Genomic DNA, 14,477 nt, shown 5'->3' with positions numbered 1-14,477 from the left:
CGGGGCCTAGCTGGCTCCGGCGAAGGTGCGGCGGTAGGCCAGGGGTGTCGTCCCCAGACGGCTGAAGTGATGCCGCAGCACCGCGCCGGAGCCCCAGCCGACAGCCGCGGCGACCTCGTCGACCGGCAGGTCGGTGGTCTCCAGCAGCTCCTGCGCCCGCTGCAGCCGCATCCGCGCCACCCACGCCGCCGGTGAGGTGCCGGAGGCATCGGCGAACCGGCGCGCCAGCGTGCGCGGCGACATCCGCGCGTGCGCGGCGAGGCGCTCCACGGACAGGTCCTCAGCGAGGTGCTCCAGCGCCCACGCGTGGAGGGCGGCGAGGTCGTCGTCGGCGCAGGCCTCCGGCGGGAGCACCGGGGTGGGGATGTACTGGGCCTGCCCGCCGTCGCGGTGGGGCGGCACGACCATGCGCCGGGCGATCGTGGCGACGGCGGCCGCTCCCAGCTCCCGGCGCAGTAGGTGCAGGCCTGCGTCGATCGCGGCGGCGGACCCGGCGCTGGAGATGACGGGTCCGTCCTCGACGTAGAGCACGTCGCAGTCCACGGACGCCGCGGGGTAGCGGGAGGCGAAGTCGTCGACGTACTTCCAATGGGTCGTGCACCGCCGCCCGTCGAGCAGGCCCGCGTCGGCCAGCACGTAGGTGCCGCTGCAGGCCCCGAGGAACGTCGCGCCCCGCTCGTGTGCGGCGCGCAGCATCGCGATCACCTCGGTGCTCGCCGTCGTCCCCCGGGGTACCGGGGTGGTCACCACGAGGTCGGCCGAGGCCGCGCGCTCCAGCCCGTGCTCGACCTGCACCGAGAACCCCTGATTCGTCCTCACGAGGCCGGGACGCTCGGTGACGAGGGCGAAGTCGTAGAAAGGCAGGCCGTCATCGCGGCGGTCGAGGCCGAAGAGCTCGCACACGATGCCGAGCTCGAAGGGAGCCACGCCGGGCAGGACGAGGACGGCGACATCGCGGATCACCACGGACGCAGCCTCCCACGGAACGTGGCAGGAAGTCGATGTCAGGTGGCATCTTTGCCACTGGTGGCCAATCATGGCCGAACGTCAAGATCATGCCATGGACATCATCCTGGCCCTGGTCGCCACCATCCCGGCGCTCGCCGTCATCGCCCTGGTCCTCGTCCTCCAGCGGGGCGAACGACGGGGAACCTCCGGGCTGCGGCACGACGCCGAAGACCGCTCGTGGAGCGTCGGCGCGATGCTGCTCCCCCGAGACGAGTGAATCCGTGCACCATGTCCCGGTGGACGCACGCGCGGCGGTGGACCTGAACCTCACCACCTGGGACGAGCGCGCCGTCGTGCACGCCGCGTCACCGGACTACGGGTTCGAGGTGTTCATCTGCGACCAGGAGCACCTGTCGGACGTCGTCTCGTTCGACAGACCGCTGCTCGGGGACATCGCGGGCCAGCGAGGCATCCACCTGCAGTGCCACCTCGGCACCGACACCCTCTCCCTCGCCCGGCTCGGGGCGCACATGACAGGCGTCGACTTCTCCCCCAACGCCCTGGAGCAGGCGCGCACCCTGGCCGCGCGCGCCGATGCTGACATCGACTACCACCAGGTTGACGTCAGCGACGGCGCCGCGGTGCTCGCCGCGGTCGGCGCCGGTCGCTACGACCTCGTCTACACGGGCATCGGCGCCCTGTGCTGGCTACCGCGCATCACCGACTGGGCCCAGCTCGTGGCGGACCTGCTCGCCCCCGGTGGGCGGCTGCTCGTGCGCGACGGCCACCCGGCGCTCAACGCCCTCGACCAGGACCGCACCGACGGTGAACTGGTGCTCTCCTACCCATGGTTCGAGCGCGAGGAGCCGACGGTCTTCGACGAGCCCGGCACCTACGTGGCCACCGAGCACGTCTTCACGCACACCCGCAGCGCGGAGTGGAACCACGGTCTCGGTGAGCTCGTCACCGCTGTGCTCGCCGCAGGACTGCAGGTCACAGGCCTGACGGAGCACCGCAGCATCCCCTGGCAGGCCATGGCGCATATGGTCGAGGTCGCTGGTGGCGAGTGGGCCCTGCCGGGCGACGCCGCTGACCGCGTGCCGCTGAGCTTCACCCTCCAGGCCGTGAAGCCCGCCTGACGCGGGGGTCGAGCCAGCGCCGGTCGTCCGGGACGTCCTGGGCGTCGCACAGGGCCACCCACACGTCACGCGGGGGCACACCGTCATCGAGGGCCTGCACCGGGGAGCGGCCGCCGAGGTCGCTCAGCACGATGTCCGAGGCCAGGGAGCGGGCGTACCCCTGCCCGAAGACAGCGTCGGCCAGCTGCCAGAACTCACTGTGGCGCATCCCACCCATCCTCCCCCAGCGCTGCGAGCAGGCCATGCCACGTGGTGTGATCGGAGGGTGCCTGCGACCGATGCCCTGACGAGCCGCCAGCGCCTGACCCTGAGAGCCTTCACCGCCGTCGCCATCTTCGAAGCGTTCACCTGGGTCGGCCTGCTGACCGGCATGTACTTCAAGTACCTGGCAACGGACACCACCGAGGTCGGCGTGAAGATCTTCGGCCCGATCCACGGGGCGGCGTTCGTCGCCTACCTGCTCCTCGCGGTCATCGCGTGGCGCGTGCTGCGCTGGAGCTTCGGCACGCTCGTCACGGCACTCGTGTGCAGCGTCCCGCCGCTGTTCACCGTGGTCTTCGAGGTATGGGCCGCCCGCACCGGCCGCCTGGTCCCGGAGCAGCGACCCGCCCTCGTCTGAGGTGCAGGTCACGGTCCGGGTCAAGCCCGGCAGTCGGCGCGGTCCCTTCGTCGAGGCCGACGACGACGGCGCGCTGGTCGTGCACGTCCGCGAGCGCGCCGTCGACGGCGCCGCGAACGCCGGGCTGGTCAAGGCCCTCGCGGAGCACTTCGGAGTGGCACCCAGCCGCGTGAGCGTGGTCCGTGGACACACCTCGCGCACCAAGCGCGTCGAGGTCGACCTCTAGCCGTTCGCCTCACGGTCGGCAGCCGGATCCCAGAGGGCGCCGCCGTTCCCACCCTCGAGGTGCTGGCGGTAGGTGTCCACCTTCCACGCGATGATCTCCCGCGCCTGCTCCAGGGCCCGGATCTGCTCCTCGACCCGCTCTCGCTGCGCATCGAGCAGAGCGAGGCGTTCGCCCTCGTTGCCGGGGCCGTCGCGCACGAGAGCAGCGAACCGCTGCAGTGCAGTGAGCGGCATGCCGGCCGCGCGGAGGCGTATGCAGATACGGAGCCAGTCGACGTCGATCTCGGTGTACCGCCGCCGCCCGCCGGCGGTGCGTCGCACAGGACCGACCAGGAGACCTCGCCGCTCGTAGAACCGGAGCGCGTGAACGCTTATGCCGACGGCGGACGCGACCTCGCCGATCGAGAACTCCACGGGACCGGCACGATCCACAACCCCTCCGTTGACCTAGAGCGGGCTCTAGATCCTAGCGTCGGCGTCGTGACGTCGAGCGATCAGCACCCTCTCGGATCTGGGTTCTCCGCGGCCTCCACCGCCGACGAGGTCATGGCCGGAGCCCGCCTCGACGGCCGGACCGCCCTGGTCACGGGAGGCACCTCGGGTCTCGGGCTGGAGACGACGAGGTCGCTCGCCGCAGCGGGGGCGAGGGTGTTCGTCCTCGCCCGCAGCGCCGACACGGCGCCGCGTGCTTTGCACGGCATCGAGGGCGCGATCGTGGTCGACGGGTTCGACCTGGCTGACCTCGGGAGCGTCGCGCGCGTCGCCGAGGAGATCACCCGCCGGGCCCACCGCATCGACGTCCTCGTCGCCGCGGCGGGTGTCATGGCGACTCCTCGGCGACCGGTGGGGCCGGGATGGGACTACCAGCTCAGCGTCAACCACTTCGGCCACTTCGCGCTGGTCACCCGCCTGTTCCCACTGCTCGCCCGCGCGGGCGCCAGGGTGGTCGTCTACTCCTCCGCGGGGCACCACGTCTCCGGTGTCCGGTGGCGTGACCCGCACTTCCTGGGCGGGTACGACAAGTGGGCCGCGTACGGGCAGTCCAAGACGGCGAACGCGCTGTTCGCGGTGCACCTGGACCGGCTCGGTCGCCACCGTGGCGTGCGCGCCTTCGCTCTGCACCCCGGAAAGATCATCACTGGGCTCCAGCGGGACCTCCCCCTCGCCGAGCAGGTCGATCTCGGCTGGGTCGATGCTGACGGCAGGGTGGTCGGGCGCGACTTCAAGACACCGACCCAGGGAGCGGCGACGGGCCTGTGGGCCGTCACCTCCCCCCTGCTCGACGGGCGGGGAGGCCTCTACCTCGAGGACTGCGACGTCGCCCGGATCAGCGCCCCCACAGGGACCGTCGACGACGGGGGCGTGAAGCCCTACGCCGTCGACGAGGCTGACGCCGAGCGGCTCTGGCTCCTCACGGCCGCCATCACGGCCACTGACCTCACGACCAGGCATCTCTGAGCCTCTCCACCGATCGGTGGAGGGCCCGACCCACCGGCAGCACCTGCCGCGCCACCCCGCTCACCCGGCACGCTCGTCCCATGAGCAGCGAGCCAGCAGTGAGGGTCACCGACCTGCACAAGCACTACGGGCCCAAGCACGCCGTCGACGGCATCTCCTTCGAGGTGCCCGCCGGCCAGGTGTTCGCCCTGCTCGGGCCCAACGGAGCGGGCAAATCGACCACGGTGGAGGTGCTCGAGGGCTACCGCGCCCGCACGTCCGGCCAGGTCAGCGTGCTGGGCGCCGACCCGGGCCGCCCGACACCCGCGTGGCGGGCACGGATCGGCATCGTGGCGCAGTCGACCAAGGACCTGTCCGACCTCACGGTCACCGAGGTCGTGCGCCAGTTCGCCACGTTCTACCCGCACCCGCGACGCCCCGAGGCCGTCATCGAGCAGGTCGGCCTCGCCGACGACGCCCGCACCCGCGCCAGCGCGCTGTCCGGCGGTAGGCGCCGGCGCCTCGACGTCGCCCTGGGGATCATCGGCGACCCGGAGCTGCTCTTCCTCGACGAGCCGACCACCGGCTTCGACCCGGAGGCCCGCCGCGAGTTCTGGGCGCTCGTGCAGCTGCTCGCCGCCGACGGCACGACGATCCTGCTGACCACCCACTACCTCGACGAGGTGGAGGTGCTCGCCGACGCGCTCGCCGTCATCGACCGCGGCCGGATCGTGGCCACCGGGACCCCCGCCACGCTGGGTGACCGCGACCGGGCCCCGGCCACCGTCCGCTGGCGCGACGCCGGGGGCACCTGGCGCACCGAGCTGACGGGCGAGCCGGCGGCGCTGGTCGGGCGCCTGCATGCCGCGGGCGGCGAGCCCGACGGTCTCAGCGTCCACAGGCCCACCCTCGAGGACGCCTACCTGTCCCTGCTCACCCCCGCCGAGGTGTCCCGATGACGACGACCCCGACCACGCCGGCGGGCCCGCGCACCCGCGCCGCCGCCGACGCCTCGGCCTTCCGCTCCCCCGCGTTCCTGCTGCGCACGTCGTGGGCGCGGACGGTGGTGGAGCTCACGGAGCTCTCCCGTTCCTGGGACGCGCTCGTCTTCAACGTCTTCTTCCCGATCATCTTCCTGTTCATCTTTGGGTCGGTGTTCGACGGCGACGTGGCGCCCGGCGTGAGCTTCACGCAGTACTTCACCGCGGGGATGGCGGCCTCGGGGGTGCTGCTGGTGAGCTTCCAGTCCCTGGCGATCTCCATCGCGGTGGAGCGCGACGACGGCCTGCTCAAGCGCCTGGAGGGCACCCCCATGCCGCCGGCGGCGTACTTCCTCGGCAAGGTGGGGCTCGTCGTCGTCACCGGTGTCGTGCAGATGGCGGTGCTGCTGACGGCCGCGCACCTGCTGTTCGACGTCGACCTGCCCGCCGGGCCGCAGCAGTGGTGGACCCTGGCGTGGGTCACGGTGCTGGGTGCGGCGGCGGGCACGCTGCTGGGCATCGCCTACTCGAGCGTGCCGCGCACCGGGCGGTCGGCGAACGCGGTGACGGCGCCCGTTGTGCTCGTGCTGCAGTTCATCTCGGGGGTCTTCTTCGTCTACAGCCAGCTGCCCGGGTGGATGCAGGACGTGGCCGCCGTGTTCCCGCTGAAGTGGATGGCGGAGGGCTTCCGGGCGGCGCTGCTGCCGGAGTCCATGGCCGCCGCCGAGCCCGCCGGCGAGTGGCAGCTCGGCCTGATCGCCCTGGTCCTCGCAGGGTGGACGGTGCTGGGCCTGGTGCTGTGCCGGACCACGTTCCGCTGGCGCCGCCGCGGGGACAGCTGAGTGGACTTCTGGGAGCGCAGCCGGGTCGGCTGGCACGCCGCGTGGTACGGCGTGCTGGCCGTCACGGCCGTCGCCGTGCTGGCCCTCGCCGGTGCGCCGCTGCCCGAGCGGCTCACGGCCGTCGCGGCCCTCACCGCCGCGGCGGTGCTGTACGGCGTCGTCGGTACGCCCCTACTGACCGACCGGTGTTCGATGCCGGGCTACGCGCTCTACACGGCGGGCATCGCTGCCTGCCTCGTCGTGCTATCGCTCGCGCTGAGCCCTGGCCTGGCGCTCGCGCCGCTGTTCGTGTTCTTCCCGCAGGCGTGGGCGATGACACCCCGGCGCGCGCCGGCGGTCGTCGTCGTCATCGTCGTGCCGGCGGCCCTCGGCCTGGTCCAGCTGGGCCAAGCGGGATGGACGCTGTCCGCGGTGCCGGACGCCCTGGCCACGGCCTTCCTGCAGTCGGCTGCCGCGATCGTCCTCGGACTGTGGATCACCGGCCTGGTGCGGGAGAGCGACGAGCGGGCCTCCCTGCTGGCGGAGCTGACCGCGACCCGCGCGGAGCTGGCCTCCGCCGAGCACGCCCGCGGGGTGCTCGCCGAGCGCGAGCGGATGGCGGCGGAGATCCACGACACCCTGGCCCAAGGATTCCTGTCGATCGTGGCGCTCGCCCAAGCAGCTCAGGACGGCGAGACGCGTCAGCGCCTCGAGCTCATCGAGGCCACGGCTCGCGCGAACCTCGCCGAGGCACGAGCCATCGTGGCCGCGCACACGCCCCCCGACCTCACCGGCGCAGAACCAGGGGCGCGCCTGCTCAGCGCGCTGGAGCGCCTCGCCGCACGCACCACCGCGACGGATGGCACCGCCGTCGACCTCGACCTGCCCACGACGCTGCCGACGCTGAGCAGCGAGGCGGAGGTGGTGCTGCTGCGCGCCGCACAGGAGGGCCTCGGCAACGCCCGCCGGCACGGAGCCGCCACCCACGCCACCGTCGCCCTGGCCGTGGACGTCGAGGGCGTCGAGCTGACCGTCACCGACGACGGGACCGGGTTCCGCGACCACGAGGGGCCCCGCATCGGGTACGGACTCGCCGCGATGGCCGCCCGCGCCGCCCAGGTCGGCGGGTCCGCCGAGCTCACCGCGCGCACCGACGGTGGCGCCGGGTGCGTGCTGCGCGTCAGGGTGCCCGCATGACCACTGCCGCTGGGTCGACCGCGCTGCGCCTCGTCGTCGTCGACGACCACCCCGTCGTCCGCGCCGGCATCGTCGCGCTGCTGTCTGCAGAGGCGGATCTCGCCGTCATCGCCGAGGTCGACGACGGCGCGGGCGTGCTCGCGGCCTACGAGGAGCACCGCCCCGACGTCGTCCTCATGGATCTGCGGATGCCGGGGGTCGACGGGGTCACCGCGACGAGCCGGCTCAAGGCTGCGCATCCAGCATCACGAATCCTCGTGCTGACCACGTACGACACCGACGCCGACATCCTGCGTGCCGTCGAGGCGGGCGCCACCGGCTACCTGCTCAAGGACGCGCCCCGCGCAGTGTTGACCGACGCCGTCCGCCGCGCCGCCCGCGGGGAGACCGTGCTGGCGCCGCCCGTGGCGGCCAAGCTGCTCACGCGGATGCGCGAACCTGCCGCCGAGCGCCTCACCGCGCGCGAGACCGAGGTGCTCGCGTGCGTGGCGCGCGGTCTGAGCAACCCCGCTGTCGCGGCGGAACTGTTCATCGGCGAGGCGACGGTGAAGAGCCACCTGCTGCGCGTCTTCACCAAACTCGGCGTGGACGACCGGACGGCCGCCGTGACGGTGGCGATGTCCCGCGGTCTGCTGCCCCCGCCCCGCTAGTCCCCGCTACTCGGGCGGCTGGCAGAAGCGCAGGTGGTTGCCGTACGGGTCGCCGACGGTGAACGTCGGCCCGCCGGGCGCGTCCTCGTGCAGCCCGGGCCGCTGGTGGGCCCACAGCTTCGGGCGCAACTCGGCGTGGAGGGCGCGGACGTCGCGCACCGGCACCCAGATCACGGTGCCGGGCACGCCGTCGCCGTAGTGCTCGGACAGGTCCAGCGTCACGTCGTCGCGGCGGAGGCGCTGGTAGAGCGGCATGTCGGGTTCGAAGCGGTGCTCCCACAGCAGCTCGAACCCGAGCAGCTCATAGAACTCCCGCCCGACGGCGCCGTCCAGCACCCGCAGCACCGGCACGGGCGAGCCCAGCTGTCTCTCCTGGGCGAGGCTCATGGTTGTCCCACTGTGCTCCGCCGTGGTGCCTGACCGCAAGGAGGACGAGGACGACGACGGAGACGGTGGTCCGCCCCCACCAGCTGCAGGCGCGCCTCGACGAGGTCGCCGAGCACGGCTGGGCCGTCCAGGTGGGTGAGGTCCACGACGACGTCGCCTGTCTCGCCGCGCCCGTCCGCAGCGGGGACGCGGCCCTGGTGGGTGCCGTCGTGCTCACCGGACCGCGCCAGCGACCCCCGCTCGACCACCTCGACGCAGCACGCCGCTGCGCCGCAGCGCTGGAGCCGCTGCTCGCCTGAGGGGCCGTTGTCGGTGGTCGGTGCGACGATCCAGCACGTGCCGCAGGACGACGTGCTCGACCGCTTCTCCGAGCCCACCCGCGAGTGGTTCCGCGGCGCCTTCGAGCGCCCGACCGCGGCGCAGGAAGGCGCCTGGCGGGCCGTCTCGAGCGGCCAGCACGCGCTCGTCGTCGCCCCGACCGGCTCGGGCAAGACGCTCTCGGCGTTCCTGTGGGCGCTCGACCGCCTGGCCGTGCAGGGCCGCCCGGAAGACCCGCTGCGCCGCACGCGCGTCATCTACGTCTCGCCGCTGAAGGCGCTCGCCACGGACGTCGAGCGGAACCTGCGCTCGCCGCTGCTGGGCATGGGGTACGCCGCGCAGCGCCTGGGGGCCCCCGTCCCTGAGGTGAGCGTGACCATCCGCTCGGGCGACACCCCCGCTGACGAGCGCCGCGCCTTCACGCGCCGCCCTCCGGACGTGCTCATCACCACGCCCGAGTCGCTCTTCCTGCTCCTGACGTCCAAGGCCCGCGAGGTGCTGGCCGGCGTGGAGACGGTGATCCTCGATGAGGTGCACGCCGTGGCGGGCACCAAGCGCGGGGCGCACCTGGCCCTGACCCTCGAGCGTCTCGACGCCCTGCTCGAGGCCGGCGGCGCACGGCCCGCCCAGCGGATCGGGCTCTCGGCGACGGTCCGGCCCGTGGAGGAGGTCGCGCGGTTCCTGGCGGGCGGGCGCCCCGTCACGATCGTGCAGCCCCCGTCGGCCAAGTCGTGGGACCTGTCGGTGGTGGTCGCCGTCCCCGACATGGGCGAGCTGGGGCAGCGCTCCGAGGAAGACCTCACGGGGCTCGCCACCGGAGAGCCGCAGCGCCGGTCCATCTGGCCGGCCGTCGAGGAGCGCGTCGTCGACCTCGTGGTCGCCCACCGCTCCACCATCGTGTTCGCCAACTCCCGCCGGGTGGCAGAGCGCCTCACCACGCGCCTCAACGAGGTCTGGGCCGAACGCCACGCACCTGACCCTGAACCTGAAGTCGAGGATGAGGGTGAAGGTTACGACGCTGGTCAGCAGCCCGCCACGCGCAGAACGCCCGCGGAGGTCATGGCGCAGGCGGGCCAGTCCAAGGGCCTCCCGGCCGATGCGCCCGTGCTCGCGCGCGCCCACCACGGGTCGGTCAGCCGCGAGCAGCGGACCCTCATCGAGGAAGACCTGAAGGCCGGCCGTCTGCCCGCCGTCGTCGCCACCTCCAGCCTGGAGCTGGGCATCGACATGGGCGCGGTCGACCTGGTCGTCCAGGTCGGCTCCCCGCCGTCGGTGGCCTCCGGGCTGCAGCGCGTGGGCCGCGCGGGCCACCAGGTGGGCGCGACGAGCCGCGGTGTCCTGTTCCCCCAGCACCGCAGCGACCTCGTGCAGACAGCCGTTGTCACCGAGCGCATGCGCACCGGCGGCATCGAGGCGCTGCGCGTGCCGGCCAGTCCACTGGACGTCCTCGCCCAACAGGTCGTGGCGATCACGGCGCTCGACGAGGTGACGGTCGACGAGCTGGAGCGCCTCGTCCGCCGCGCCGCGCCCTTCTCCGGCCTGACGCGCGGCGTACTGGAGGCGGTGCTCGACATGCTCGCCGGGCGCTACCCCAGCGAGGAGTTCGCCGAGCTGCGACCGCGCATCGTGTGGGACCGCACCACCGGCGTCCTCACCGGCCGCCCCGGCGCCCAGCGCCTCGCGGTCACGAGCGGTGGCACCATCCCCGACCGCGGCCTGTACGGCGTCTTCCTCGCCTCCGGCGAGGGCCCCGGCAGGCGCGTCGGCGAGCTCGACGAGGAGATGGTCTACGAGTCCCGCGTCGGCGACGTCTTCACCCTGGGCACCTCCACCTGGCGCATCGAGGACATCACCCACGACCGCGTGCTCGTCACCCCCGCACCCGGCGTCCCCGGCAAGCTGCCGTTCTGGCACGGCGAGGCGGTGGGCCGCCCCTACGAGCTGGGCCGCGCCATCGGCGCCTTCACCCGCGAGATGGGCGCCCTGCTCGGTGACGGGGGCGACGACGACGCCGGCCGCCAACGGGCGCTGGCCGCGGGACTGGACGAATGGGCCGCCGACAACCTGCACGCCTACCTGTCCGAGCAGCGCGAGACCACCGGCCACCTCCCCGACGACCGGACGATCGTCATCGAGCGGTTCCGTGACGAGCTGGGCGACTGGCGCGTCGTGGTCCACTCCCCCTTCGGCGCGCAGCTGCACGCGCCGTGGGCGCTGGCCCTGGCGGCTCGCCTGCGGGAGCGCTTCGGTCTCGACGCGCAGGCGATGTCCTCCGACGACGGCATCGTCCTGCGCCTGCCCGACCTCGACTTGCTCTCCAGCCACGACGGAGCCTGGGACGACCCGTTGTCCGCCCGCAGCGAGCCGCCGGACGTGCTGGAGGCCGTCCTCGTCGAACCGGAGGACGTCGAGGCGCTGGTCACGGCCGAGCTGGGCGGTTCGGCTTTGTTCGCGAGCCGGTTCCGCGAGTGCGCGGCACGCTCGCTGCTGCTCCCCCGTCGTCGTCCTGATCGGCGCACACCGCTGTGGCAGCAGCGGCAGCGGGCCGCGCAACTGCTGGAGGTCGCGAGCCGGTACCCGTCGTTCCCGGTGGTCTTGGAGACCGCGCGCGAGGTGCTGTCCGATGTCTTCGACGTGCCGGGTCTGGAGGCGCTGCTGCGCGACCTGCGCTCCGGGGCGGTCCGCGTGGTGCAGGTGACCACGGAGCAGCCGTCGCCGTTCGCGAGGTCGCTGCTGTTCGGGTACGTCGCGCAGTTCCTGTACGAGGGCGACACGCCCCTGGCGGAAAAGCGGGCGGCGGCGCTCTCGCTCGACCCGACCCTGCTGGCGGAGCTGCTGGGCCGCGGCGACGGCGCGTCACTGGCCGACCTGCTCGACCCCGAGCAGCTGACCCGCACCCAGGCCGAGCTGCAACGGCTCGCCGAGGACCGCCGCAGCCGCGACGCGGAGGACGTCGCGGACCTGCTGCGCGTGCTGGGTCCCCTCACCACCGCCGAGGTGGCGGCCCGGTCCGCCGCCCCCGACGAGGCCGCGTCCTGGCTGGTGGAGCTGGAGGGCTCGCGCCGCGTCATCCGGGTGCGGATCGCCGGGGAGGAGCGGTGGGCGGCCGTGGAGGACGCCGGCCGGCTGCGCGACGCGCTCGGTGCCGCCCTGCCGGTGGGCGTGCCGGAGGCCTTCACCGCTCCGGTCCCCGACCCGGTGGCCGACCTGGTCTCGCGCTGGGCGCGCACGCACGTGCCCTTCACCGCCGCGACCGTGGCGGCGCGGCTGGGGACCGGCGTGGCCGTGGTCGTCGACGCCCTCCGTCGCCTGTCCTCCTCGGGTCGCGTGGTCTCGGGCGACCTGCTCCCCTCCGAGGTGCGGCTCGCGCTCGACGGTGCGCTGAGCGCTGACGGCAGGGTCCCCGGCTCCACACCCGACTGGTGCGACGCCGAGGTGCTGCGCCTGCTGCGCCGCCGGTCGCTGGCGGCGCTGCGCTCCGAGGTCGAGCCGGTTCCCCCGCGCGACCTGGCGCGCTTCCTCCCCGCGTGGCAGCAGGTCGGGTCGCGCCTGCGCGGCGCCGACGGCGTGCTGCGCGCCGTGGAGCAGCTGGCCGGCGCGGTCGTCCCGGCCAGCGCCCTGGAGTCGCTGGTGCTGCCGGTGCGCGTGGAGCGGTACTCCCGCTCCCTCCTCGACGAGCTCACCGCAGCCGGCGAGGTCGTGTGGCAGGGGCACGGGTCGCTGCCCGGCGACGACGGGTGGGTGTCGCTGCACACCGCCGACGCCGCACCGGTCACGCTCGCGCTGCCGGACGAGTCCCTCGAGCTCACCGACGTCCACCGGGCGGTGCTCGAGGTGCTGGGGAACGGTGGTGCCCACTTCTTCCGCTCGGTGGCCTCCGCGCTGGACGCCACCGAGGAGGGCGGTGTCGACGACGCCACGCTCGAGCGGGTCCTGTGGGACCTCGCCTGGGGCGGGTACGCGACGAACGACACCCTCGCGCCGTTGCGCGCTCGGCTGGCCGGCGGGAAGACGGCGCACAAGGGGCCGCGGGCCGCGCCCCGCTCGCGCTACGGGCGGACGGGGTCGCGCTACAGCGGGCTCGGCCGCGCCGGTGGTGGGCTGGGGCGGCCCGGCAGCGCCGGTGGCGGGTTCGGCGGGGCACCCAGGACGGGTCCACCGAGCACGGTGGGCCGCTGGTCGCTGCTGCCCGAGCTCGAGCCCGACCCGACCCTGCGCGCCTCGGTGACGGCCGAGGTGCTCCTGGACCGGCACGGCGTCCTGACGCGCGGAGCGGTCGCCTCCGAGCGGCTGCCCGGCGGGTTCGCCGCCGTGTACCGGGTGCTGGCGGCCATGGAGGAGGCGGGGCGCGTGCGCCGCGGCTACTTCGTGGAGGGGCTGGGCGCCTCGCAGTTCGCCTCGACCGGCGCGGTCGACAGGCTCCGCGCCGCGTCGCGGCCGCTGTCGACCATCGGCCGGGGCGACTGGCAGGGCCGTTCGGTCGCGCCCGGGGCTCCGGGGACGTCCGAGGCCGACCGCCCCCGCACCGTGGTGCTCGCCGCCGCCGACCCCGCCAACCCCTACGGAGCTGCCCTGCCGTGGCCGGAGCGCGGTGAGCGCGGGGAGGCAGGGGCCGCGGGCCACCGGCCCGGCCGGAAGGCCGGGGCACTGGTGGTGCTCCTCGACGGCGAGCTGGTGCTCTACGTCGAGCGGGGCGGTCGCACGCTGCTGTCCTTCACCGAGGAGGTGGAGGCGCTGCAGGCCGGCGCCGACGCGCTCGCCCTCGCGGTCCGGGACGGCGCCCTCGGGCGGCTCACGGTGGAGAAGGCCGACGGCGCGGGGGTGCTGACTCCGGGCTCCTCACCGCTGGCGACGGCTCTGGAGGCAGCAGGGTTCACGGCCACCCCCCGAGGGCTGCGCGTCCGCGCCTGAAACCACATCAGCCCAGCTCACAGCCCCACTGGGGGTTGTCTGATCGAACACCTGTGCGATAGACTTGCCGGCATGGACGGCGCCGAACGCAGCAACAGGCAGGAGGAAACAGTCCCCGCCGACTCCTGTGCTGACCAGCCCGCCGCCTCCCCTACCGAGCTGTCCGCTGAGCTGTCCACTGACCTGTCTGGTGGGCCATCTGGTGAATCGTCTGGTGAGTTGGCGGAACCGCCGGCGCGCCCACCGCGGCGCACCCACCGCCGCGTCCGCATCCCCGGGGTGCTGAACCGGCCACCGATGCGCGGGCCCCGCACCGAACGTCACCACCACGCCCGCCGCGCCACCGCAGCCGCCGGTGGCCTGCCCGGCCCGGCGGGCCTGACCCAGACCGAACTGGCCGCGGTCTATGACCACCTCGATGAGCACCTGCGTGCCCTGCCCGGTCCCGATGAGGCCACCGACACCGCCGTCGCCGTCTTCTGCAGCTGGCTGCACACCTGCGACCCCGCGACCTGGGCGGCGGTGGCGGCGGTACGCGCTGAACGGGAAGAGGTCGCGGCCGCGGGCCTGCTGCTGACGCGGATGCGCGCCGGGCAGGCGATCATCGGCGCTGTCCACGCCAACCGGATCCGTGACCTGGCCGCCCTGGCCCCGATCTATCGCCGCGCCCGCCGCGGCCCCACCCCGATCCCCGACCCCGACAACGACAACGACAACGAGGGTGTGGGTGTGGGTGCGGCGTTCCAGCGTCACGCCGACGCTGTGGCTGCTGCGGGGTTGGAGGACTTGGTCGCCGAACTGGCTCCCGCGCTGGGGTGGACGGCGTGGTCGACGCAAGCGCAGGT

At 73.8% G+C, this 14,477-nt stretch carries 16 protein-coding genes; 12 read left to right on the top strand and 4 right to left on the bottom strand.

The window, feature by feature from the left end:
* Positions 1–6: 6 nt before the first annotated feature.
* Positions 7–963 carry a helix-turn-helix domain-containing protein gene (locus BXY45_RS13010; protein WP_109775017.1) on the bottom strand — a complete coding sequence of 319 codons (957 nt, stop codon included), beginning with the start codon at positions 961–963 and terminating at the stop codon, positions 7–9.
* A 97-nt stretch (positions 964–1,060) separates the two neighbouring features.
* Here BXY45_RS13010 and BXY45_RS24225 point away from each other — a divergent pair, with 97 nt between their 5' ends.
* Positions 1,061–1,225, top strand: coding sequence for a hypothetical protein (locus BXY45_RS24225; RefSeq protein ID WP_218566926.1), 165 nt, complete (start codon positions 1,061–1,063; stop codon positions 1,223–1,225).
* A gap of 19 nt (positions 1,226–1,244) precedes the next feature.
* Entirely contained in the window at positions 1,245–2,087 is an 843-nt protein-coding gene (locus BXY45_RS13005) for a class I SAM-dependent methyltransferase (protein WP_218566925.1), read from the top strand.
* On the opposite strand, the gene BXY45_RS13000 is transcribed toward BXY45_RS13005, so the two are convergent.
* The gene (locus tag BXY45_RS13000; protein ID WP_109774942.1) at positions 2,059–2,295 is read right to left on the bottom strand and encodes a DUF3046 domain-containing protein; all 237 of its coding nucleotides are present in this window, start codon (positions 2,293–2,295) and stop codon (positions 2,059–2,061) included. The genes BXY45_RS13005 and BXY45_RS13000 overlap by 29 nt on opposite strands.
* 57 nt (positions 2,296–2,352) lie before the next feature.
* Between BXY45_RS13000 and BXY45_RS12995 the strand changes: the two genes are divergently transcribed.
* Both BXY45_RS12995 and BXY45_RS12990 read left to right on the top strand, forming a co-directional pair.
* Positions 2,353–2,706: a DUF3817 domain-containing protein gene (locus BXY45_RS12995; protein ID WP_211319537.1), complete on the top strand. Its 354-nt coding sequence runs from the start codon at positions 2,353–2,355 to the stop codon at positions 2,704–2,706.
* Between the two features lies 1 nt (position 2,707).
* On the top strand, positions 2,708–2,932 hold the full coding sequence (locus BXY45_RS12990) for a DUF167 domain-containing protein (protein ID WP_109774941.1): 225 nt from the start codon (positions 2,708–2,710) through the stop codon (positions 2,930–2,932).
* Here BXY45_RS12990 and BXY45_RS12985 read toward each other — a convergent pair.
* The gene (locus tag BXY45_RS12985) at positions 2,929–3,345 is read right to left on the bottom strand and encodes a MerR family transcriptional regulator (protein WP_245961791.1); all 417 of its coding nucleotides are present in this window, start codon (positions 3,343–3,345) and stop codon (positions 2,929–2,931) included. The two genes, BXY45_RS12990 and BXY45_RS12985, sit on opposite strands and share 4 nt — an antisense overlap.
* A gap of 66 nt (positions 3,346–3,411) precedes the next feature.
* Between BXY45_RS12985 and BXY45_RS12980 the strand changes: the two genes are divergently transcribed.
* The 5 genes from BXY45_RS12980 (at position 3,412) to BXY45_RS12960 (ending at position 8,016) form a co-directional block, all read left to right on the top strand.
* Positions 3,412–4,389, top strand: a complete 978-nt coding sequence (locus BXY45_RS12980) for an oxidoreductase (RefSeq protein ID WP_109774939.1) — start codon at positions 3,412–3,414, stop codon at positions 4,387–4,389.
* Between the two features lie 80 nt (positions 4,390–4,469).
* The gene (locus tag BXY45_RS12975; RefSeq protein WP_109774938.1) at positions 4,470–5,327 is read left to right on the top strand and encodes an ABC transporter ATP-binding protein; all 858 of its coding nucleotides are present in this window, start codon (positions 4,470–4,472) and stop codon (positions 5,325–5,327) included.
* Entirely contained in the window at positions 5,324–6,190 is an 867-nt protein-coding gene (locus tag BXY45_RS12970) for an ABC transporter permease (RefSeq protein WP_109774937.1), read from the top strand. Before BXY45_RS12975 ends, BXY45_RS12970 begins: the two co-directional genes overlap by 4 nt.
* Entirely contained in the window at positions 6,191–7,366 is a 1,176-nt protein-coding gene (locus BXY45_RS12965; protein ID WP_109774936.1) for a sensor histidine kinase, read from the top strand.
* Entirely contained in the window at positions 7,363–8,016 is a 654-nt protein-coding gene (locus BXY45_RS12960; RefSeq protein WP_109775015.1) for a response regulator, read from the top strand. Before BXY45_RS12965 ends, BXY45_RS12960 begins: the two co-directional genes overlap by 4 nt.
* Before the next feature lie 6 nt (positions 8,017–8,022).
* Here BXY45_RS12960 and BXY45_RS12955 read toward each other — a convergent pair whose 3' ends face one another.
* Entirely contained in the window at positions 8,023–8,403 is a 381-nt protein-coding gene (locus BXY45_RS12955; protein ID WP_109774935.1) for a glyoxalase superfamily protein, read from the bottom strand.
* Positions 8,404–8,405: 2 nt separating this feature from the next.
* Here BXY45_RS12955 and BXY45_RS12950 point away from each other — a divergent pair, with 2 nt between their 5' ends.
* The 3 genes from BXY45_RS12950 to BXY45_RS12940 all read left to right on the top strand — a co-directional run.
* Positions 8,406–8,702 (top strand): IclR family transcriptional regulator domain-containing protein, encoded by a 297-nt coding sequence (locus tag BXY45_RS12950; protein WP_109774934.1) that lies wholly within the window; start codon positions 8,406–8,408, stop codon positions 8,700–8,702.
* 37 nt (positions 8,703–8,739) lie between these two features.
* Positions 8,740–13,632, top strand: a complete 4,893-nt coding sequence (locus BXY45_RS12945) for an ATP-dependent helicase (RefSeq protein ID WP_109775014.1) — start codon at positions 8,740–8,742, stop codon at positions 13,630–13,632.
* A 297-nt stretch (positions 13,633–13,929) separates the two neighbouring features.
* Positions 13,930–14,477 (top strand): hypothetical protein (locus tag BXY45_RS12940; protein ID WP_146211193.1); only part of this gene is annotated, 548 nt, incomplete at its 3' end.

This window comes from Quadrisphaera granulorum (assembly GCF_003149145.1).
GTDB classification, from domain to species: Bacteria; Actinomycetota; Actinomycetes; order Actinomycetales; family Quadrisphaeraceae; genus Quadrisphaera; species Quadrisphaera granulorum.
This window is presented reverse-complemented; position numbering and strand designations above follow the sequence as displayed.

What these genes read in the sequence shown, in the direction of transcription:
- BXY45_RS24225 (WP_218566926.1), top strand. Translation starts at nt 1,061, where the DNA reads ATGGACATCATCCTGGCCCTGGTCGCCACCATCCCGGCGCTCGCCGTC.
- BXY45_RS13000 (WP_109774942.1), bottom strand. Translation starts at nt 2,295, where the DNA reads ATGCGCCACAGTGAGTTCTGGCAGCTGGCCGACGCTGTCTTCGGGCAG.
- BXY45_RS12975 (WP_109774938.1), top strand. Translation starts at nt 4,470, where the DNA reads ATGAGCAGCGAGCCAGCAGTGAGGGTCACCGACCTGCACAAGCACTAC.
- BXY45_RS12970 (WP_109774937.1), top strand. Translation starts at nt 5,324, where the DNA reads ATGACGACGACCCCGACCACGCCGGCGGGCCCGCGCACCCGCGCCGCC.
- BXY45_RS12960 (WP_109775015.1), top strand. Translation starts at nt 7,363, where the DNA reads ATGACCACTGCCGCTGGGTCGACCGCGCTGCGCCTCGTCGTCGTCGAC.
- BXY45_RS12955 (WP_109774935.1), bottom strand. Translation starts at nt 8,403, where the DNA reads ATGAGCCTCGCCCAGGAGAGACAGCTGGGCTCGCCCGTGCCGGTGCTG.